This is a genomic window from Paludisphaera soli (assembly GCF_011064595.1).
GTDB lineage: Bacteria > Planctomycetota > Planctomycetia > Isosphaerales > Isosphaeraceae > Paludisphaera > Paludisphaera soli.
Genome location: NZ_JAALJI010000005.1, coordinates 152025 through 172625, shown reverse-complemented (window position 1 = coordinate 172625; position 20601 = coordinate 152025). Strand labels below are relative to the sequence as shown.

The 20601-nt window shown below is 73.0% G+C and carries 15 protein-coding genes; 12 read left to right on the top strand and 3 right to left on the bottom strand.

The genetic code is table 11. The features are described 5' to 3' along the window. Positions 1-51: 51 nt before the first annotated feature. From G6O68_RS08875 to G6O68_RS08840, 8 genes are all read left to right on the top strand, one after another. A complete protein-coding gene (locus G6O68_RS08875; RefSeq protein ID WP_165246750.1) occupies positions 52-651 on the top strand; it encodes a M50 family metallopeptidase in 600 nt (199 codons plus the stop codon). 548 nt (positions 652-1199) lie between these two features. Beyond that, on the top strand, positions 1200-2204 hold the full coding sequence (locus G6O68_RS08870) for an endonuclease domain-containing protein (protein ID WP_165246748.1): 1005 nt from the start codon (positions 1200-1202) through the stop codon (positions 2202-2204). Then, the gene (locus G6O68_RS08865; RefSeq protein ID WP_165246746.1) at positions 2204-2863 is read left to right on the top strand and encodes a hypothetical protein; all 660 of its coding nucleotides are present in this window, start codon (positions 2204-2206) and stop codon (positions 2861-2863) included. Before G6O68_RS08870 ends, G6O68_RS08865 begins: the two co-directional genes overlap by 1 nt. Then, complete coding sequence (locus G6O68_RS08860; protein ID WP_165246744.1) at positions 2860-6057, top strand: helicase HerA domain-containing protein; 3198 nt, start codon at positions 2860-2862, stop codon at positions 6055-6057. Before G6O68_RS08865 ends, G6O68_RS08860 begins: the two co-directional genes overlap by 4 nt. A gap of 199 nt (positions 6058-6256) precedes the next feature. Next, entirely contained in the window at positions 6257-7948 is a 1692-nt protein-coding gene (locus G6O68_RS32350) for a hypothetical protein (protein WP_206108052.1), read from the top strand. Positions 7949-8495: 547 nt separating this feature from the next. Next, positions 8496-10430 (top strand): vWA domain-containing protein, encoded by a 1935-nt coding sequence (locus tag G6O68_RS08850; protein ID WP_165246742.1) that lies wholly within the window; start codon positions 8496-8498, stop codon positions 10428-10430. A 215-nt stretch (positions 10431-10645) separates the two neighbouring features. Continuing rightward, complete coding sequence (locus G6O68_RS08845; protein WP_165246740.1) at positions 10646-12787, top strand: hypothetical protein; 2142 nt, start codon at positions 10646-10648, stop codon at positions 12785-12787. Between the two features lie 31 nt (positions 12788-12818). Further along, positions 12819-13544 (top strand): protein-tyrosine phosphatase family protein, encoded by a 726-nt coding sequence (locus tag G6O68_RS08840; RefSeq protein ID WP_165246738.1) that lies wholly within the window; start codon positions 12819-12821, stop codon positions 13542-13544. An 18-nt stretch (positions 13545-13562) separates the two neighbouring features. On the opposite strand, the gene G6O68_RS08835 is transcribed toward G6O68_RS08840, so the two are convergent. Continuing rightward, positions 13563-14798, bottom strand: coding sequence for an AraC family transcriptional regulator (locus G6O68_RS08835; RefSeq protein WP_165246736.1), 1236 nt, complete (start codon positions 14796-14798; stop codon positions 13563-13565). Between the two features lie 307 nt (positions 14799-15105). Between G6O68_RS08835 and G6O68_RS08830 the strand changes: the two genes are divergently transcribed. Then, positions 15106-16191, top strand: a complete 1086-nt coding sequence (locus tag G6O68_RS08830; RefSeq protein WP_165246734.1) for a DUF1559 domain-containing protein — start codon at positions 15106-15108, stop codon at positions 16189-16191. 104 nt (positions 16192-16295) lie between these two features. Then, positions 16296-16553, top strand: a complete 258-nt coding sequence (locus G6O68_RS08825) for a hypothetical protein (RefSeq protein ID WP_165246732.1) — start codon at positions 16296-16298, stop codon at positions 16551-16553. A 30-nt stretch (positions 16554-16583) separates the two neighbouring features. Here G6O68_RS08825 and G6O68_RS08820 read toward each other — a convergent pair whose 3' ends face one another. After that, positions 16584-17543: a hypothetical protein gene (locus tag G6O68_RS08820; RefSeq protein ID WP_165246730.1), complete on the bottom strand. Its 960-nt coding sequence runs from the start codon at positions 17541-17543 to the stop codon at positions 16584-16586. Positions 17544-17602: 59 nt separating this feature from the next. After that, positions 17603-18556, bottom strand: a complete 954-nt coding sequence (locus G6O68_RS08815) for a hypothetical protein (RefSeq protein WP_165246728.1) — start codon at positions 18554-18556, stop codon at positions 17603-17605. Between the two features lie 304 nt (positions 18557-18860). Here G6O68_RS08815 and G6O68_RS08810 point away from each other — a divergent pair, with 304 nt between their 5' ends. Both G6O68_RS08810 and G6O68_RS08805 read left to right on the top strand, forming a co-directional pair. Continuing rightward, a complete protein-coding gene (locus tag G6O68_RS08810) occupies positions 18861-19307 on the top strand; it encodes a hypothetical protein (protein ID WP_165246726.1) in 447 nt (148 codons plus the stop codon). 215 nt (positions 19308-19522) lie between these two features. Next, on the top strand, positions 19523-20575 hold the full coding sequence (locus tag G6O68_RS08805) for a hypothetical protein (RefSeq protein ID WP_165246724.1): 1053 nt from the start codon (positions 19523-19525) through the stop codon (positions 20573-20575). Positions 20576-20601 lie beyond the last annotated feature (26 nt).

Genomic DNA, 20601 nt, shown 5'->3' with positions numbered 1-20601 from the left:
GGGAAGGAAAGCGGGCGAATCCCGGATCCGATCGCGATACGATCGGTCGCCATGAAGCACGATGATGGCATCGACGTGCAGGTCCGTGGGGCCCAGCTCGCGCTGATCGGGTCGACGCTCGGCGCCTCCTGGCTGGGGATGCAGGTCGTCCACGAGTTCGGGCACGTCCTGGCGGCCTGGGCCGACGGCGGGTCGGTCGACCGCGTGCTCCTGCATCCGCTGGCCCTCTCGCGCACGGACGTCTCGGGCGTCCGACGCCCTGCCCTGGTCGCCTGGGCGGGACCCCTGCTGGGCTCGGCGATCCCCGTCGCGGGGTGGGCCGTCGCCCGGGGCCTTCGCCTCGTCCTGGCTTATCTGCCCCGTTTCTTCGCCGGCTTCTGCCTGGTCGCCAACGGCGCCTACCTGGGCGTCGGCGCGTTCGGCGGCGAGGGGGACGCGGGCGACCTGCTCCGCCTCGGCTTTCCGAGCTGGCCGCTGGTCGCGTTCGGCCTCGTCGCCGTCGCGGCCGGCCTCCGGATCTGGCACGGCCTCGGCCCGAGGTTCGGGCTGGGCCAGGCGCGGGGGCGTGTGGATCCGCGCGCCGTCGGCTGGGCGTCCGCGCTCCTGACGGCCGTCGCGGCGGTGGAGCTGGGGGTCGCGGCCCTCCGGTGATCGGGCCGGACGCGGAGGGCGACGGTCCCCGATCTTCTCCCCATTCCGCAATCATGTGCACTGTCCAGGATGGGGCGATGCGTTCCATTCGGCGTCGGCCCGGCTCCTTGGCAATTCGACGTGTTGAGGATCGACCGGCGGGATCGTCGGCGCAAACGACGAGGAAAGCGCGCCGAACGAAGCCAATTCGGGGGCCGTTTCCGCGAGTTCAAGTGGTTAACTGGAAACGGCTTGCGGCCGATGGGTTCGTTTTTCGAGCGGTGCGAACGAAGCCGATCCCGCCGCGAGCCGTCCGGGGCTCCGGATCGGGGCGCAACCTGACGAAGCGCGCCGAACGAAGCCAATTCTCGGAACCGTTGGTCGGGTTTAAGACGATGTCAAAAAAGGGTTTGCGGCGAATCGGCTTCGATTCCGGGGGCGGTGAACGAAGCCAATCTCGGCGAGGGTCGGCAGGATGCCTGATGGCCCGGAGATGGCGGGGGGGGTCGAAGGTGAGCTAGGATCCAGGCGTCGGAGGTTTTCCCGGTCGAGGTCGATTCGAGCGAGCGATGGCGTCGCGATCCGGAGTGGAACTCGGGCTGCCCCCCCTGCCGGCGATCGGCCGGGCGCGGGCGGCGTTCGTCGCGAGGGGCGGGGTCGGGGCCGTGCTGGGGGCGCTGGAGGGGGACGCGGTGGGCGACTCCCGGCTGGTGGCCATCCGATACGGCCGGCTGCCCCGGCTGGGCTCGCTGATCGACGACGTGCTGGAGAGGCTGGCCGACCTGGCGCTGGCGACCTGGCCGGGGTGGTGCGAGCACCCGGCCGACCGGGGGGTCTCGGCCCCCTGGCGGAAGGCGGCGGCGAGCCTCTGCGGGCTCGGCCGCCGGCCCCTGCCCGTGGGGTTCACCGCGACGGCCTCGGCGCGGCAGCTGGCCCTGGCGGTCGACCCCGGCCCCCTGCTCTTCGCCCTGGCGACCGACGACGAGGCCCCGCCCCCCGGCGCGCTCCTGGCCCTGGCGAAGGCCGCCGAGTGGCTCGCCCGCGAGGCCCCGGCGCGGGTGCTGGTGGTCGTCCCCGAGGCCCTCGCCGGCTCGGCCGAGCTGGACGCCGTGGCCTTCGAGGCGACCCACCTTCGCGGCGACGCATGCGAGTCTGTCGATTCGTGCGCGGGGCCTCGGGCGATCCTGCGGGCCTCGCCCCTGATCGGCCGGCCGAACCCGTCGAGCGGGGGCGAGATGCGGCTGGCCGAGCGGCTGGGGCGCGACGCCGAACTGGCCGGCCTCTTCCGGTTCAACGTCCGCGTGGCGACCGCGCGCGGGACGACGCCGCTGGTGGACCTGGTCTGGGAGGAGGGGAAGGTGGTCGTCGAGGTCGACGGCTATCACTTCCACAGCGACCCGCGGGCCTTCTCCAACGACCGCAGGCGCGACTACGAGCTGACGGTCAGCGGGTACCTGGTGCTCCGCCTGCCCGAGGACGAGGCGGCCCAGGACCCGGCCCTGGCCGTCGAGAAGATCCGCGACGTGGTCGCGACCCGACGACGGGCGACGCATGCCGAGAAAAGGGTACGTTGATGAATCCCGAGCTGAAGCCGATCGAGGCCCTGTTCCTCTGGCGCCTGGCCGCCACCGGGGGCGAGGGCTGGAACAAGGAGATCAAGCCGGCCCTGGAGGCCCCCGCCCGCAGGCGTCTGGAGGCCGCGAGGTTGATCGAGACGGCCAAACGCAAGCCCCCGGACGGCCGCGCCGCGGCGCTGCACGTCGCCCTCACCGACGGCGGCTGGGCGTGGCTGGGCGCCCACCTGGACGCCGACCTGAACACGAAGTCCACGGCCGGGACCGAGGTCCTCCGCCTGGTCCTGCTCCGGCTCAAGGGGTTCCTGGAGCGCCGCGACCTGTCGCTCGGCGAGCTGCTGGCCGAGGCCCCCGCGCCGGCCTTCGGAGCCGGGGCCGAGGACGGCGACGCGGCCGTGCTGGCGAGTTCGACCTACTACGCCATCACCGGCGGCCGGCCCAACGTGCGGGTCCACCTGGCCGAGCTGCGGCGACGGCTGCCGGCCGTCCCCCGCGACGACCTGGACCGGGCCCTGCTGGACCTGCAGACGAAGGGCGAGGCGACCCTCTACCGGCTCGACGACCCGCGCGAGATCCGCGAGGAGGACCGCGAGGCCGTCTTCCTCACGCCGTCGGGCGAGGAGCGGCACATCCTGTATCTCGGGGGCCGGGGCTCATGAACGCGCTGGAAGTCCTGCGATCGGCCGACTTCGACTGGGCGGTGCGGCTGAACGACGTCTGGGGCCGCCCCGCGGCCGACGTGCCCGAGCTGCACGCCAACCTCCGGGCCGACTTCGCGCGCAAGCTCGACGAGATGGAGCGGGCCCGGGGCCAGGGCTCGCCGCTGGGCTGGGCCGTCGTCGGGGCCGGCGGGTCGGGCAAGACGCACCTGCTCGGCGCCTTCCGGCGCGAGGCGGCCAGGCGCAAGCACCCGTTCATCATGGTCGACCTGACCGACGTCCGGAACTTCTGGGCGAGCGTCCTGCAGGGCTACGTCCACTCGCTCCAGAAGCAGATCGAGGGGGGCGTCCCGCAGCACCGCTGGGTGCTCGGCAACATCATCGAGAAGCTCGGCCCGAACAAGCCCGTGGCGCAGATCCTCCGGACCCTGGCCGACCGCAAGAGCACCGACCTCCGCGGCGACGTGAACAAGGTCCTGGGCGCCATGAACCGGGTCTGGCCCGAGCAGACGATGAAGTATCAGAACGTCATCCGCGCGCTCATCTGCATGAACTCGGATGACTTCACGATCTCGAACCTGGGCCAGACGTGGCTCCAGGGCCAGGCGCTGGAGCCGGAGGACAAGCGCGAGCTGGGCTTCACCGCCGAGGCCGAGCCGCCGCGGATCATCATCGAGGCGCTCTCGTGGTTCCTGAGCCTGAGCGGGCCCGCCGTGCTCGCCTTCGACCAGCTCGACCCGATCGTCACCCAGCTCCACTACCGCCGGCAGGGGAGCGCCCTGACCGAGGAGCAGGCCACGGCCGAGGCCATCATCAGCGAGATCGGCGGCGGCCTGGGCGCGCTCCGCGACGTGACCCGCTCCACCCTGACGATCGTCTCGTGCATCGAGACCACCTGGGACTTCCTGCGCGGGACGGTCCTTCGCGCCTCGCTCGACCGCTTCGAGGGGGAGTTCCGGCTCTCCCCCCTGAAGACCGCCGACGCCGCGCGGGCCGTCGCGCGCGGACGCCTCGACGCGGCCTTCCGCGAGGCCGGCTTCACCCCCCCCTACCCCACCTTCCCGTTCAAGCCCGAGGCCTTCGAGCCCCTCGCCGCCGACAGCCCGCGCGAGGTCCTCAAGCGGTGCCACGAACATATTCAGAAGTGCCTGTCCGAAGGCGAGGTCCGGGAGGTCGGAGATTTCGGGGCCCCGGCCAGATCGACGGTTCAAGGTCCAAGCACGACCGGAGAGGTCGATGACGACCCGCTGGATCGCGAGTTCGAAACCCTCCGCCGCGCTGCCGACCCCGCCTGGATCCTGGAGGAGAAGCACGACGACGAGCGGCTGGCGCCGTTGATCCGGTCGGGGCTGGCCTGCCTGGTGCACGAGGGTCCCGAGTCGCTCGACGTCCACGCGACGGTGGAGGTCCAGTTCACCGGCGGGGCGAAGACGGCCCCGCTGCACGCCCGGCTGCGGCGGATCTTCCACAGGGAGAACGAGCGCGAGGAGCACTACTGCGTCCGGGCGATCCAGCACGCCAACGCAAAAGCGTATCAGAATCAGTTGACCTCGGCGCTGGAGATCTCGGGCATCGACCGCCGGCTGCCGTTCCGTCGCCTGGCCGTCGTGCGGTCGATCCCCGTCCCCGGCGGACCGAAGACGATCGAGCTGACGGCCCGGTTCGAGAGCCTCGGCGGCGTCTTCGTCGCGCCGGACGAGGACGACCTGCGGACCCTGCACGCCCTGCACGAACTGAAACGCCGCAACGAGGCCGGCTTCCTCCCCTGGCTCCGCTCCGCCCGGCCGGCGTCGAGGCTGGCGCTGCTGCGGGGGATCGTGGGCCCGCATTTCGGCGGCGACCACGCCGAGGCGGCCGCGCCCGCCGAGCCGACGGCGACCGCGCCGACCAACGGTCACGTCGTGCAGGAGCCGGCCGCCGCGGCCCCCGCCGGCTCGATCCCACTGGGGCGTCGTTGGGCCGGCGGGTCGCTCGGCGAGGCGTTCGGGCTGCCGGTCAAGTCGCTGGAGAAGCATACGTTGGTGATCGCCGGCGCGGGGTCGGGGAAGACGGTCTTCCTCAAGCGGCTGGTGGAGGAGGCGGCGCTGGCGGGGGTGCCGTCGATCGTCGTCGACTGCGCCAACGACCTGGCGGCGCTCGACGAGCGCTGGGACCCGCCGCCGGACGGCTGGACGGACCTGGACGGCCGCAAGGCGGACGCCTACCACGTCGCGGGCCGGGTGGTCGTCTGGACCCCCAACCGGGCCGACGGCAACCCGCTCTGGTTCGAGCCCCTGCCCGACCTCGCCGCCCTGGCGGACGACCGCGAGGAGCTGGACGACGCCGTCCAGTGCGTCGTCGAGTCGCTCGGCCCCCTCGTGGCGAAGGGCCGGAGCCAGGCTTCCGCGTTCAAGCTCGGCGTGCTCGCCGAGGTCCTCCGCTACCTGGCCCGGCGCGGGGGGGGCGGCCGGATCGGCGAGCTGATCGAGGTCCTGCAAGACCTCCCGCCCGAGGCCGGCACGGGGATCAGCACCGAGCGCAAGCTGGCCGTGCAGATGGCGGACGCCCTGCTCGCCGAGATGGCGACCGATCCGCTCCTGCGGACCGGCGGGACCCCCTTCGACCCCGCCTTGCTGTTCGGCCCGACGGCCCCGGACGCCCCCGCGCGGGTGTCGGTCGTCAGCCTGGCGGGGCTGGCGGGGCTGGAGTCTCAGCGGCGCTTCCTCAACCAGCTGGCGATGACCCTGTTCGCCTGGATCAAGAAGAACCCCGACCCCGGCGGCCGGCCCTTGCGGGGGCTCCTCGTGATCGACGAGGCCAAGGACTTCGTCCCGTCGGGCAAGGCGTCGACCTGCCGCGAGAGCTTGCTGCGGCTGGGAGCCCAGGCGCGGAAGTACCACCTCGGGCTGGTCTTCGCCACCCAGAATCCCAAGGACGTCGACCCCAAGCTGGTCGGCAACTGCTCGACCCACGTCTACGGCAAGATGAACTCGCCGGTCGCCATCGAGGCCGTCCGCGACCTGATCCGCCAGAAGGGGGGCCAGGGCGACGACGTGGCCAAGCTCGGCGCGGGCCGGTTCTACGTCCACAACGCCGACGTCGGCCTGCCCGCCCCGCTGCGGATCCAGGCCCCCTACTCCCTCTCCCGACACCCCGCCAACCCGCTGGACGAGGCGGTGATCGTCGCCAAGGCCCGGGCCTCGCGCGGCCGCTGAGGCCCCCGGCGGCGGCCGGTCGTCCGGGTTGGAGGGGCGTTGGGATTTCGGGAATTCCTCAAGTCCTCGGGGCGGACCGCCGATTCCGGTTGGACAGGGTTGGGTGCGAATAGGCCGATGGAATCGGCTGTAGGGCCGCGGATGCGGTCCCTGGGGATTCGACCCGAGCACGTCCGCAGCCGGAAGGGCGAGGAAAGTCATGTCGCACGAGGAACTTGCGGGCGGCCAGGCCCGTAACGCCAAGCGTCGCAAGGTTGAATTCCGGACCACCCTCGAAGGGCTGGAAGGGCGCCTGCTGCTGTCGGCCGCCGGCCAGTTCCGCCCCCGCCAGGCCGCGGCCCTGATCCGCCAGCAGCCGCAGGGGAACGCGGCGCGGCTGCGGGCCCAGGTCCAGCCCCGGGCGACGGCCGCCGCCCGCGCCCAGATGCCCAACCGCTTCGCCGGCATGAACGCCATGCGGATGAGGCAGCCCGGCTTCCGGATCAACGTCTCGCCCACGATCAACGTCTCGCCCACGATCAACGTCGGCGGGCCGACCGCCAACCCCGTCGTCAACGCGAACGCCAACCCGGTCGTGACCTACCCGACCATCCCCAACCCCCAGGTCGCCCCGACACCGACCCCGAACGCCCAGACGGCCCCCACGCCGGCACCCACGACCCCCACGCCGACGACGCCCGCGCCGACCACGCCGGCGCCGACGACCCCCGCGCCGACCACCCCGGCGAAGCCCGGCCCGAGCCGGCCCGGCGGCGGCTTCGGCGGCTGGACCGACGTCACCAAGCCCGGCCAGGCCCCGGCTCCCAAGCCGACCACCCCGGCCCCCAAGCCCACGACCCCCGCTCCGACCACCCCCACGCCGGCTCCGACGACCCCCACGCCGACGACGCCCGCGCCGACGACCCCGGCTCCCACCACTCCGACCACCCCCGCCCCCACGCCGACGACCCCGGCGAACCCCGCGCCGACGTTCCCGGACGGGACGATCTTGCGGAACGAGCAGACGGGCGAGCTGGGGTATTACAGCCAGGGCAAGCGGGGCCTGATCTCGCCGCCGGTCGCGGCCAAGATGGGGCTGACCGCCGAGCAGACCAAGTCCGTGACGGCCGAGGACTTCAAGGCGGTGCCGAAGGGGGCGGACTACTTCCCCGAGGGCCTGTTCGTCCGCAACGAGCAGTCGGGCGAGATCGCCCGCTACTCCGGCGGGACCTTCCACGTCGTCTCGACGCCGGTCGCGACCTTCCTGGGCATCGCCGTGGCGGACGTCGCCACGATCTCCGCCGCCCAGTATTCCGGCGTGAACAAGGGGAACGACTACTTCCCCGAAGGACTGCTGATCCAGAACCAGCAGACCGGCGAGATCGACATCTACCAGGCCGGCGAGCGGCACTGGATCTCGGTGCCGGTCGCCGCCCGGCTGAACCTGCAGGCGAGCCAGATCGTCGTGATCAGCCCGACCCAGTTCAACGCCGTGCCCCAGGGCAAGGACTACTTCCCGAACGGCGTCTACCTGCAGAACCAGGAGAACGGCGAGATCGCCCGCTACGACGCCGGCAAGCGGAGCGTCGTCTCGTCGCCCGTCGCCGCGAAGCTCGGCCTGACCGCCGCCGACCTGATCTCGGTCTCCGGCGGCCAGTACAACGCCGTGTCGCGGGGCGCCGACTACTTCATCGAGGGGATGTTCCTCAAGAACAACCAGACCGGCGAGCTGGCCAACTACGCCGACGGCCATCGCCGCTGGATCTCCGGCCCGGTCGCGGCCCAGATCAACCTGACCGACGCCATGATCACCACCATCGGCGCCGAGCAGTTCAACGCCATCCCCCGCGGCGGCGACTACACCCCGCCCCCGCCGGCCCCCCTCGACCCGACCGCCCCCGCCCAGGCCTGAGGCCGCCCTCGGGCGACCCGACGAACGCGACCCTCGACGGCCGCCCCGACGCCCCCGGGGCGGTCGTCGCGCGCCGGCCTTTCGGCGGGCCAGCGAAGATCGCCTGGAGGAACCAGAACTGGTCGAAGCCGTGGAGGTCGGCGTCCGGCAGGCCCGAGAGCGTCGGCCGCACGTCGACCCCCGGGGGCCCGGCCATCCAAGGCGGCCTCCTCGAATTTCCGGCGGGGGCGCCGCTCCGGCATCGGCCGTCGCGCCGGCTCCCCGCGCGTGGGGACCGCGAAACGCCCGGGGCCGTCGCATTGCCTCGGGCCGGGCCGGGGCTTAGGATTGGTCGGGGAGAGGACGCCGGATCGGGCGAAATCCGAGTTCGTCCGTCACGAAACGGCCGTCGCGCCGAATAATGTCGTCGTGGGCGAGTGCGCCCCGGACGAGATCGGCGACGAGCCGGCTCGTCGCGCCCCTTCGCGGCGTCGAACCTCGTCGGATCCTGTCGATCGATCGGTCCCCCGCCCGGTTCGCTCCGGCGCGGCAGTCGGAGCTTGCGGGCATGTTCGACCGGCTCGGGGAGATCCTGGCGGGATGGGCGCGTCGGGCCGGCGCGCCGACCTCGGCGGGCCCGGCGACCACGATGACCGCCGGCCTGGTCAGCCTGACCATCCACGCGGTGGTGCTGGTCGGCCTGGCGTTCGCCGGCCATCACGCCCCGGAGTCCTCCCCGTCGCGCTTCGACTCGGAACTGGTCGACGCCCCCCCGCGCGACCTGGAGCCGCTGACGACCGATTCCACGCTCCAGGACCTGGACCAGGCGGACGACGAGCCGGTGATGGAGGCCTCCGGGTCGTTCGCGCCGATCCTGGCGGCGGCCGACGTGGCGGCCCCGGCCGCCGCCGGCCCGGCGCCGAACCCGGCCGACGAGGCCCTGGCGATGGACTTCGGCCGTCGCGACGTCCAGCGCGCCGTCGAGGCGATCGCGCCGTCGGCGTCGACCCTGGGCGAGTCGTTCGCGATCGAGGGGGACGGCGCCGAGCACGTCGAGGGGGTCGAGGGCGCCGTGGACCGGGTGGCGATGGAGGTCGTCCGCCGCCTGGAGCGGGGCCGCACCCTGGTCGCCTGGGCGTTCGACGCCTCCCGCAGCCTGGAGGTCGAGCGCAAGCGGCTGGGCAAGCACATCGAGACGATCTACGGCCACATCGGCCGGCTCGACCGCGACAAGCTCTCGGCCGACGGCGGGCTCCTGTCGACGGTCGTGGCCTTCGGCCGGGCGCGCAAGGCCATGACCCCCAGGCCCACCGAGGACGTGGCCGCGATCCGCGAGGCCATCGAGTCGATCCCCGCCGACGACTCGGGCTACGAGGCCACCTTCGCCACCGTCGCCGGGATCGTCGACAAGTACGGCAAGTTCAAGGGGCCCGACGGCGACGACTACCGGCTCATGGTGATCGTCGTGACCGACGAGGTGGGCGACGACCAGGACCGCCTGGAATCCACCATCGAGGCCGCCCGCAAGCGCGAGGCCCCGGTCTACGTCCTGGGCTCCCAGGCCCTCTTCGGCCGCGCCGACCGCGCGATGGACTACTACGACCCCCGCACCAAGTACCTGCACCGGGGGCTGAAGGTCGACGCCGGGCCCGAGAGCGCGATGATCGAGCAGATCCGCCTCCCTTTCTGGTACGGCGGCCCCCAGTACGACGAGCTGGAGTCCGGCTTCGGCCCGTACGCCCTCAGCCGGCTCGCGGCCGCCACCGGGGGGGTCTACTTCGTCGCCCGGCTCGACGGGACCAAGATGGGCTTCGACGCCTCGCGGATGAAGGAGTACCGCCCGGACTGGACCCCCCGCCGCCAGTACGAGGCCGAGATCGCCCGCTCGCCGCTGCGGCAGGCGGTCGTCAACGCCTCGCTCATCACCCAGCAGAATCTGCCCGGCATGCCCACGCTCCAGTTCCCGTCGATGGACGCCCCCGAGTTCAAGGACGTCCTGCAGAACAACCAGGTCGTCGCCGAGCGGACCGCGTACACCGTCGACGAGGCCCTGGCCCCCGTCACCGCCGCCGCCAAGCGCCGCGAGCACGAGACATCCCGCCGCTGGCAGGCCCACTACGACCTGATCCGCGGCCGGCTGCTCGCCATGAAGGTCCGCTGCTACGAGTACAACTGGGCCTGCGCCCGGCTGGTCAAGGACCCGCCCAGGTTCCAGGACCCCAAGTCCAACGCCTGGCGGCTCGTCCCCGACGCCGAGATCCGCTACAGCGACAAGGCCGCCGCCGCCGCCAAGGAGGCCGAGGCCCTCCTCAAACGCGTCGTCGAGGAGCACCCCCAGACCCCCTGGGCCCTGCTGGCCGACCGCGAGCTGAGGGACCCCCTGGGCTTCAAGTGGGTCGAGGCCTACGTCCCCCCGCCCCCCCCGCGCCGCGACGACCCCGCCTCCCCCCGCCGCAAGCCGGCCATGGCCGAGGCCAAGCCCCCCGAACCCCCCAAGCTCTGAGCCGGCCGGCCCGTCTTCTCGCCCCGTCCCCGCGTCCGCAAGCGTTCGCATCCCCGCCGAAATCGTAATTTTTCCGCGAGTCCCGGATTCGGGAGTTCCGGTCCGGCGGCCGGCGCTCCATAATTATCGATTGAGAGGGAGCGCGCGGCCGGTCGGCGATCCCGGCGCGGGACCGATCGGTCGATGGCCCTTGGATTCCGGGGGAGCTTCGCAAGATGGAACGTCGATTCTCGGCACCGTCGTCGGACGACGTATCCCCGACGGGCCTCGCCCGGGGGGCGACGGTCGAGCCGCCGCCCCTGCCCCCGGACATGCAGAAGACCTTGGTCGTCGAGGAGCCGTTCCCCAGCCCCGGCCCCGACCCCGCGCCGAAGACCGAGTCGGCGCCGGCCGGCCCGACGACCGAGTCGGCGCCCGCCCCGACGCCGTCGCAGACCCCCCGAGGGCCGAGGCTCCAGCCCAGGCGGAGGCGCCGGATCCGGCTCAAGCACGTCCTGCCGGCCTGGAGCGTCTCGCTGGTCGTCCACCTGCTGATCTTCACGGCCCTGGCGGCGGCGACCTTCCACGGCGCGGTCGAGTCCCGGCCGATCGACTTCGACACGGCCCTGGGCGGGGCCGACCGCGCGATCGAGGAGGCGCCGATCCTCGACGACCCCACCGACGCGCGGGCCGACCGCCTGGAGAACCCGATCGAGATCGCCCCCGGCGCGGCGACCGAGACCCTCGCGGCCGACGAGCGGCCGGACATCGGCAGCGTGCTGACGGGGGCCGGCTCGGCCTCGGCCACGCCCGCCGTCCGGGGCCCCGCCGCCCGGGGCGACGCCGAGGGCCGCTTCCTGGCGCTCGAAGGGCTGAAGGGCCGCAACCTGTCGTCGTTCAGCAACGTCCCCGCCGCCCTCGGGGTCGACATGGCGGTCTCCGGCCGGGTCGGCGGCGACCCCACGTTCGGCGTCTCGGAGATCGGCGACGCGATGAACCAGATCACCCGCGAGATCCTCCGCCACCTCCAGGACCACAAGCTCACCGTCGTCTGGCTGTTCGACAAGTCGGCCAGCATGCGCGACGACCAGCGCGTCATCCGCGAGAAGTTCGACCGCGTCACCACCGAGCTGGCCGGGGCCGTCGACCCGGAGAAGAAGGCCGCCGGCGCCCTCAACCACGCGATCCTCGCCTTCGGCAAGGAGACGCAGGTCCTCCTCGGCAAGCCCTCGTTCGACGTCGACGAGATCCGGCGGGCCATGAAGGACATCCCCGTCGACTCCTCGGGCGACGAGGCCACGATGCACGCGATCCACGGGGCCGTCGATCGCTACTCCGGCCTCGTCGGCAAGGACCGCCGGCTGATCCTGGTGCTGGTCACCGACGAGTCGGGAGACGACGGCGAGTTCGTCGAGGAGGCGCTCGCCATCCTGCGGAAGACCCGCACGGCCCTCTTCGTCATCGGCCGGCAGTCGGTCTTCGGCTACCCCTACGCCCACCACCGCTACGTCGACCCCGTCACCAAGGACGTCTACCACCCGGCTATCCGTCGCGGCCCCGAGACCGCCGACGTCGAGTGCTTCCAGTGGGACGGCCTCTACGGCCGGTGGGACGAGCAGCCCTCCGGCTTCGGCCCGTGGGAGCTGGCCCGGCTCGCCAAGGAGTCCGGCGGGATCTACTTCCTCCTCCCCTCCGAGGAGTTCATGCGGATCCGCCAGCGCGAGAAGGCCTACACGATCGAGGTCCTCAAGGAATACATGCCCGAGTACGCCTCGCGCGAGGTCTACAACCAGCGCCGGGCCGAGTCCGACCTCCGCCAGAGCCTCTACTCGCTGGTCGTCGAGAGCCGCGACGTCCGCTACCGTCGCGACTTCCCCATCGACCCCGCAGAGCAGGTCTCCGCCGCCCTCGAAGAGGGCCCCAAGGCCACCGAGCGGCTGAACGACCTGCTCGTCGTCCAGGAGAAGCTGGAGGCGCTCAAGAAGCACCGCGAGCGCGAGCCCGAGCGGCGATGGCGGGCCCATTACGACCTGATGCTCGCCCAGACGGTCGTCTTCCAGATCAAGGCGTACGAGTACCGGGCCCTCATGCAGCGGCTGGCGCAGTCGCCCCAGGCCCCCAGCAAGCGGCCGACGCCCGAGCTGGCGATCTCGTTCGTCGTCGACCATTCCTCCAAGCCGCTCGCCCCCGAGAGCGAGACCGCCAAGAAGTACGTCGAGGCCCGCCGCCTCCTCGACGACGTCGTCGCCGCCTACCCGAACACCCCCTGGGCCGACCTCGCCAAGGACACCCTCGCCCGGGGCTTCAGCGTCGTCCTCAACCAGTGGGAACGCAGCCCCAAGTACGAGGAGCGGAACCAGTACGTGCCGAAGTACTGACGGCGTCGCGTCGTCCTCGCCGGAGCCCCCCATGCGCCACCCCTTGACGCTGGGCCTCGCGGCGGCCGGGCTCGGCGTCCTCGCCGGCCGAGACCTCGCCGCGGGATCGCCCGTCCGCGGGGCGATCGCGATCGGCGAGGCCTATCTCGCGATCAGCCTCGCGACGCTCGCCTCGGCCTACGCCCTCCGGGCCGCCGACTCCGGATCGGCGCGGATCCTCGACCGCACCGGGCGGGTCGGGGCCTTGCGCCCGCTGCTGCTGCCGTACCGGGCGGTCGCGAGCCTCGCCCTGCTCGTCGCCGGCGCGGTCGGCCGGGAGCCCGCGAGGCACGTCCTGGGGGACGGGCTGGTCGTCGGCCGGCCGCCCTTCCGGTGGGAGATCGCGAGGCTGCGTCGCGAGGGGATCGACGCGGTCCTGAACCTGTGCTGGGAGTTCGACGGCCTCCCCCCGGGCGTCGGCCTGGCCACCGCCCGCGTCTCGATCCTCGACGCGACGCCGCCGACGCCCCGGCAGTTCGACGAGGCGGTCGAGCGGGTCGCCCGCTGGCGTTCCGAAGGCCGCCGCGTCCTGATCCACTGCGCCCAGGGGCACGGCCGCACCGCGACGATCGCCGCCGCCTGCCTGGTGCGCCTCGGCCTGGCTGCCGACGCCGCGACCGCCCTGCAGCTCGTCCGCTCCGCCAGGTCCGGCGCGCGGCCCTCGTCGGCCCAGGAGGCCGCCCTGACCCGGTACGTCGGGGGCTCCCGACCTGCGTGAGCCGTCGCAACGCGGCGGTCAGCCTGGTTCGGCCGGGCGAGGCCCGGGCGCGGACCCGACCGGCGGCGCGGGAGGCTTGCGGTTCTCGCGGCGGTACGCCCCGGGGGTCGAGCCCACGGCGCGTCGGAAGGCGACGCTCAGGTATTCCGCGTGCGAGAAGCCGGACCGGCTCGCCACGTCCGGCAGCGGCAGGTCGGTCTCGACCAGGAGCCGTTTGGCGAGCTGCACCCGGCTCTCGGCGATCGTCTCGTGGACGGTCCGGTCCAGGGCCTGCCGGAACCGTCGCTGGAGCACGCTGCGGGACGCGTCGACGTGGGCCGACACGTCTTCCACGCGGAGGTTGTCCCGGGCGTGCTCGCGGATGAACCGGAGGGCCCGGGCCACCAGGGGGTCGCCGATCGCCTGCGACACGTCGGTCGAGCGACGGACGGCGACGCCGATCGGGGGCACGTCGGCCCGCTCGCGCGAGGGCCCCCCGCGCCGCATCAGCGCGTCCAGGAGGGCGGCGGCCTCGTAGCCGATCCGTCGGCAGCCGGGGATGACGCTGGAGAGCGGCGGGTGGGCCAGCTCGCAGGCCAGGACGTCGTTGTCCACCCCCACCACCGCCGCGTCGTCGGGCACGGCGAGGCCGGCGCGGCGGCAGGCGTCGAGCGTCTGCACCCCGACGAAGTCGTTGCAGGCCATCACGCCCAGCGGCCGGGCCCGCCCCGAGAGCCACCGCGCCAGGCCGTCCGTCTCCGACTCCCACGAGGCCTGCTGGTGGCCCCAGGTGACGGGGCTCGCGGACCGGTACTCCTCGCACGCGAAGCCCGCCGCGCGGGCCGCGGCGAAGAAGCCGTCGCGGCGGCGGTTGGACCACTCGAAGCGGGGGTGGCCGACGAACGCGAACCGCTCGAACCCCCGCTCCTTCAGGTGCTCCAGCGCCATCGCGCCGATGGCCTCGTGGTCGCTCTGGACGTTCGGAAGGTGGGACCTAGGGGCCTGGTCGTCCACGTCCACCGTGGGGACGCCCGTCTTGAGCACGGCCTCGGAGAGCTGCGGAGAGAGCCGCGTGATGATCCCGTCGCCCCGCCACGAGGCCAGCCACGGCGGCGCCGGGTCCTGCAGCGAGCGGTGCTCGAAGAAGATCGTCCAGGGCTCGTTCTCGCGGAGGTACTCCGCCACCCCGTGGAGCATCTCGCGGCCGTAGGCCATCGACGTCTCGACCAGGACCGCCACGTGGGGCGGCCCCGGCCGTCGCTCGGGACCCGTCATGGAGGGCTCCTCCCCGGAGATTTCGACCCCGACCCGGCGGCAAGGGGAAGCCGGGACGAGGGCTCGCGCACGACGACGCCCGGCCTCATCCCCTCGGTGGGGGAAGGCCCGGCGAGCCACCCATGCTAGACCGTAGCGTCGTCCCGATCGAGGGCGCGCCCCAAAAGACCCAATTTCTTAGGAGATCGCCCCAAGATCACATGGAGAGGGGGGCCGCATCGGGCCTATGCTTTCCATCAAGGTCCGATCATCTCTCTCCGCCAACCTCTCCCAAGGTTGACGACCTCTCATGCCGGAGATCCACGGAATGAAGCGAAGGCAAGCTTTCACGCTCATCGAGCTGCTCGTCGTCATCGCGATCATCGCGGTCCTCATCGCCCTGCTGCTGCCGGCCGTGCAGGCGGCGCGCGAGGCCGCCCGCCGATCCCAGTGCGTCAACAACCTGAAGCAGCTCGCGCTGGCGATCCACAACTATCACGACGCCAACAACGCGCTGCCGGCCATGGTGACGTTCCTCGGCCCCGCCTACACCCTCACGCCGGGCGACCCCGGCTGGGGCTGGTGCGCGGGCTGGCCGATCGCCATCGCCCCCAACCTGGAGCAGCAGACGCTCTCCAACGCGTTCAATTTCAACATCCAGTCCGACCAGCCCCAGAACTCCACGGTCGGCTACACGGCGGTGGGGAGCCTGCTCTGCCCGTCGGAGAACCAGGCGCAGCGGCCCGGCTCGCCCTGGGCGCCGCTGAGCTATCACGGCAACATGGGCGGCCCCGGCGTGATCGAGGCCTGGACCGGGACGATCGTCCCGAACTACACCACCAACCCCCTGTCCTGGGGATGGCCGGGCCAGAACCTGGCGTACTTCGGATTCCAGTCGATCAGCGACGGCACCTCGAACACGGCCTTGATCAGCGAGAAGCTGCTCGGCCTGTCCGGCAACCCCGTCGTCACCCCGGGGGGGAACAACGGCAAGCGCGGGTACTTCAAGGTCGCCCACGCCGGCTTCAACCTGCCGTCTGCCACGGCGACCAACGAGGCCCTGGCCTTCCTCAACGCCTGCAAGTCCGCGCCGGCGACGACGAACTCCATCAGCTCGGCCAACACCGGGCAGTACTGGACCTTCGGCTACCCCTGGAACGTGGGCAACAACGCCTACACCCACTTCAACACGCCCAACGGCATGACCTGCGTCGACTCGACGGGCAACGGCGACGGCCCGGACAACGGCGGCGTCAACGGCATCGTCACGGCCACCAGCAACCACTCCGGCGGCGTCAACGTGGCCCTCGCCGACGGCTCGGTGAAGTTCATCAAGGACTCGATCGCGCCCCAGACGTGGTGGGCCCTCGGCACGCGCAACGGCGGCGAGGTGATCAGCTCCGACGCCTATTGATCGCCGCGAGGCCGGCGCGGGCGCGAGGCGGGCCGGAGCCCCGCGCCGGTCGCGGCACATCCCGACCTTGGCACACGGCGAGACAGGAAGAGGAGTCGATCGCGATGACGATGACGACGACGGATGCGACCAGGCGGATGACGGCCCTGGCGATGGCTGCGGCCCTCGCCCTGGTCGTGACGGGCTGCGGCGGCGGGGGCCTGGAAGACGCCCCGGCCGACGCCGCCTACGTCGCCCCCCCCGGGCCGGGCGAGATGAAGCCCGCGCCGAAGGGGAAGCGGCGGCAGCAGACCGGCGTGCCGCTCGGGCTCGCCCCGGCCTCGCGGCCGGTCGAGGCCGCCGCGGTCGGCAGCCCGGCCTGACGACGCGACGAGGGCGCCGCCGCCTCGCGGTCACTCGTGGCCGAAGAGGCGGTGGATCGCCGAGGACTTCGAGTGCCCGTGCGTCCCCTGGGGCGACGGCGCGGGCGAGTCCGGCGGGGCGTTCTGCGGGGGCGCGCTCTGCTGAGGAGGCTGGGGCGGCGCGGCCTGGGGCTGGATGGGGGTGAGGCCGGCCGTCGCGATGGTGGCTGTCCCCCCCATCGGCTGCGACTGCGGCGTCTGGAGCACCGTCTCCTGCACCGTGCGGACCCGCGTCCGGCCGAGCTGCACCATCCGCTCGCCGACGCGGGCGAGGGCCGCCGAGAGCATCCCCGGGCCCCGGATCTCCACCGTGGTCTTGGAGCTGGACGTGGGCACCGACACCGACGACCCGCCCAGCGCCGCGCCCGCCCCGAAGGCCGCCGGCTGGGGCGGCGGGGCCGGGGCCATCGGCATGGCGTACGCCGGGGCCATCGGCATCGCGTAGGCGGGCTGCATCGGGGCCGGGGCCGCGGGCGGCCCGTAGGCCGGGGCCGCGGGCGCCGCGCCCGGCAGGAAGAAGTTCGCGGGGGGCGCCGCGGCCGTCGGGGGCGCCACGGGGACCATCATGTACTGCTGCGGGGCGTACTGCGGCGGCGCGTAGCCCGGGTACGGCGGCGCGTAGCCCTGGGGCGGCTGCTGCGGCGGGGGCGGCGCCGGCGGGGCGTAGTTCGGGTAGGAGGGCGGGGCCTCCGGGGGCCCGTAAGACGGCTGCGGCTTGGAGGGGATCGGCGGCGCGGGCGCCTGCTGCTGGGGCGACGGCCGACCCTCGTGGAAGTGCGACCGCTCCACGTCCGGGTCGACCCGTCGCGGCGAGGGGGACGAGGCCGAGGCCCGGACCGGGGCCGACGACGGCGGCGGGGCGGCCTGCCCCGGGCACGAGCCGGGCGCCGCCAGCTGCGTCGCCAGTCCCACGCAGGCGCCCCCGAGGATCCTTCGCTTCCGTCCGTCCATGACCAATGACTCCCTTATGCGTCCCGATCCTCGATCCGACTCGATCCGGCCCGGCCCGATCAACGCGCCAGCGCCTTGGACCGGAACTCCCGTGCGTAGGCGGAGAAGAGCCGCTCCAGCCGCTCCTGCTGGGCCTGGGCCAGGGGCTGCGTGCGGCCCTGGGGGGCCCGCAGGTCGAGCCCGGCGGCGAGCATCTCGGAGGTGAGGTGCTGGGTCAGCGGGGCGAAGATCCCCTGGGACCAGTACTGCCGCCAGCTCGGGTCGGCGGGGACGACCCCGTCCAGCCTCCGCGTCATCTCGGCGGCCAGCTCCTCGAAGTTCGTGTACAGCGAGGCCCGCGCGGCGATCGCGTCGAAGACGCCCGCGGACTGCTCCAGCGTCGACCGTCCGGCGGCGGCGCCCGGCCCCTGGAGCATCTGGTCGATGGCGGCCGTGGCGATCCCCGGCCCCCCCACCCCGACGGTCGAGGGCATCTCGCCGACCATGACGACGACCTCGTCCGGCTCGGAGATCCGCACCTCGCCCCCGTCCAGGGCGGCGACGACCAGGCCGAAGCGGTAGGTCCCGGCGGCCGTCGGCACGAACGAGTAGTAGTGCTCCTCCTGGGCGGGCTCCTCCATCTTCGGGCCCCCCAGGGGGATCCAGCGATAGGCCAGCTCGTCCCGGGGGGCGCTGCGGCCCCCGTTCAGGGTGATCCGCCGGCCGACGAGGCCGATCTGGTCGTCGCCGGCGTCGGCCCGGAACGCCCCGGCCGGAGCCGTCGCTGCGACCGGAGCCTCGGCGACGCGCCGGGGGCGCGGGATCGTCGGCGTCGAGACCTCCGGCGCGACAGCCAGTCGGGCCGGGGCCGGGGCCGACAGGTCGCCGGGGCTCGGCCGCACGGCGGGGGCGAAGGCGGGCGGGCTGGGCGCGGCGTCCTGGGCCCGGCCCGAGGCCGCCGCTCCCAAGAGCCAGGCGGCGAGCGTCAGCGACAACCCGGGGGCCGACCGGCCCGGCGAACGGCCTCGCAACATGTCGATTTCCCCGGCAAAGCTCCTGCGGGAGCGTCCCACGCCGATCGCGGACGTCGCATCCATCTCCAGGGAGGAAATCGTCCAAATCGGCCGCAAACTTTCGGCGAACCGGAGGATCGCGGAAAACCGGGGTTTCGGTGCGACGCGGAAAACCGGATCTCCGGGAACTCCGTTCTCGGCCGAGTTTCGCGCCGAGAGCCGGGCGTCGGCTAGAGTTTGGACGGTATTCCCGCCGCGACAAGGGCCTCCCCAGGGAGGGGAGAGGGACCGTCGCTCTTCGCGGCCTTGCTCGTGGAGGTGCGCCATGTTGAGCCGGATCTGTCTCGCGCTCGCCCTGCCCCTGGTCGCGTCGGCCGTCGTTCCGACCCCTTGTTTCGCGGGCGGAATCTTCCACACGTACTACAGCAAGACGACGATCAAGACCGTCACCCACGGCCGCCCCCCGGCGGCCCCCGCGCCGACCCCCCCCCCGGTGGCCGCCCCGGCCCTGGCCCCGATGATGCTGGCCCCCGCGCCGGTGTATCAGGCGCCGGCGTACCAGGCGCCGGCCTACTACGCCCCCGCGTACTACGCGGCCCCGGCCGCCCCGGCCTACGCCGCGCCGATGTACGCCCCGGCGGCCCCGGCCTACTATAGCGCCCCGCCGGCGGCGGCCCCCAGCGTCCCCGTCGCCCCCAACTACGCCCCGGCTCCGCCGACGCCGAATTACGCCCCGGCCGCGCCCTCCGCGCAGGCGGCGCCCCAGCGCTGATCGAGGCCCACGGCCCCGGTCCCGGCCGAGGACGGATCCGAACAAGGCGTGGGGAGGGGCGGAAGCCTCCTCCTCACGCCTTCTTTTTTTGATTTCGCGGTCGGCGTCCGTCCTTTTGATGCGTTAATATAGAGAGCCTGGTTAATTTGTTCGGCATCGGCCGGAACTGCGGGTCGGGCGTCGCCTGGATTGAGAACTTCTTCGGAGATGCACCAATGAGAAGCAAGTCGGCCCTCCTCCCGGTCCCGGCCGCGCTGGGGCTGGTGCTCACGCTGGCGGGGGACGCGGAGGCCAACTGCCGTCACGGCCACGTCCATTGCACCGCATGCGGCGGATATGGTTATGGGTACGGATACGGCTACAACGTGATGCCCGCGCCGGTCCCCACGCCCGCGCCCACTCCCGGCCCGATCGGCGTGCCCGGGTCGGCGGACGGTCTCGGCGGCCCGCCGCCGCCTCCGGGCGGAGCGGCCCCCGGGCTGCTGCAATCCGCCTCGGGGGTGATGCTCGCGCCGACGACCCGGCCGACGTACTATTCGCCTTACTATGGGTATATGGCGGCCCCGGCGGCGGCGCCGGCCACCGCTGCCGCTCCCGCCGCCAACTACGGCTATTACGGCGCGGCGGCCGCGCCGGAGCCGGCCCGGCCGTCGTTCCTGGACGGCTACAGCGAGATGGCCCCGATCCTGCCCGTGGCGGCGGGGGCCCCGCTGTTCAACGGCCAGCTCTTCGGCTCGCACATCTTCCAGGTGCTCAAGCAGTTCGGCCAGGGGCTGGACAAGCAGGCCCTGTTCGAGATGGCCGTGAAGGCGTTCGTCAACGCCAGCGGCGTCGCGCCGACGACGGCCGAGCGCGAGATCCTCCAGCGGATCGTCGGCCAGGTCATCCGGAGCGTGGGCGGCGGCGGGGGCAACGGCGGCGGCGGTTTCGGCGATCAGCCGCAAGACCGGCCGGCGGTCGGGACCAGGCCCCCGGCGGTCGCGGGAGGGACCGTCGTGACCATCGAGATCCCGCCCGGGGGGCGAGTGGAGATCATCAACAAGGGGGGGCAGGTCGTCAAGGGCGTCAAGCAGGATGAGACGGCCGGGGGGGAGCAGGAAGACTTCAGCGGCCCTTCCCCGCCGCCCACCGAGGCCGCCCCGGCGATGCCCGAACTTCCCGAGCAGGCACCCGAAGCCGAACCGACGACGAAGAAGGCACCCGAAGCCGAACCGACGACGGAGAAGGCCCCCGAGCAGGCGGCGAAGAAGCGCGTTCACCCGGGCTGAACCGGGCGATCGTCCAGGCAAGCGAG

Bases quoted from the DNA above. Each gene is read 5' to 3' on its own strand.
- G6O68_RS08870 (WP_165246748.1), top strand. From the start codon at position 1,200: ATGGCGTCGCGATCCGGAGTGGAACTCGGGCTGCCCCCCCTGCCGGCG.
- G6O68_RS08820 (WP_165246730.1), bottom strand. From the start codon at position 17,543: ATGGACGGACGGAAGCGAAGGATCCTCGGGGGCGCCTGCGTGGGACTG.
- G6O68_RS08815 (WP_165246728.1), bottom strand. From the start codon at position 18,556: ATGTTGCGAGGCCGTTCGCCGGGCCGGTCGGCCCCCGGGTTGTCGCTG.
- G6O68_RS08860 (WP_165246744.1), top strand. From the start codon at position 2,860: ATGAACGCGCTGGAAGTCCTGCGATCGGCCGACTTCGACTGGGCGGTG.
- G6O68_RS08825 (WP_165246732.1), top strand. From the start codon at position 16,296: ATGACGATGACGACGACGGATGCGACCAGGCGGATGACGGCCCTGGCG.
- G6O68_RS32350 (WP_206108052.1), top strand. From the start codon at position 6,257: ATGTCGCACGAGGAACTTGCGGGCGGCCAGGCCCGTAACGCCAAGCGT.
- G6O68_RS08875 (WP_165246750.1), top strand. From the start codon at position 52: ATGAAGCACGATGATGGCATCGACGTGCAGGTCCGTGGGGCCCAGCTC.
- G6O68_RS08845 (WP_165246740.1), top strand. From the start codon at position 10,646: ATGGAACGTCGATTCTCGGCACCGTCGTCGGACGACGTATCCCCGACG.
- G6O68_RS08805 (WP_165246724.1), top strand. From the start codon at position 19,523: ATGAGAAGCAAGTCGGCCCTCCTCCCGGTCCCGGCCGCGCTGGGGCTG.
- G6O68_RS08840 (WP_165246738.1), top strand. From the start codon at position 12,819: ATGCGCCACCCCTTGACGCTGGGCCTCGCGGCGGCCGGGCTCGGCGTC.
- G6O68_RS08865 (WP_165246746.1), top strand. From the start codon at position 2,204: ATGAATCCCGAGCTGAAGCCGATCGAGGCCCTGTTCCTCTGGCGCCTG.
- G6O68_RS08850 (WP_165246742.1), top strand. From the start codon at position 8,496: ATGTTCGACCGGCTCGGGGAGATCCTGGCGGGATGGGCGCGTCGGGCC.
- G6O68_RS08835 (WP_165246736.1), bottom strand. From the start codon at position 14,798: ATGACGGGTCCCGAGCGACGGCCGGGGCCGCCCCACGTGGCGGTCCTG.
- G6O68_RS08830 (WP_165246734.1), top strand. From the start codon at position 15,106: ATGAAGCGAAGGCAAGCTTTCACGCTCATCGAGCTGCTCGTCGTCATC.
- G6O68_RS08810 (WP_165246726.1), top strand. From the start codon at position 18,861: ATGTTGAGCCGGATCTGTCTCGCGCTCGCCCTGCCCCTGGTCGCGTCG.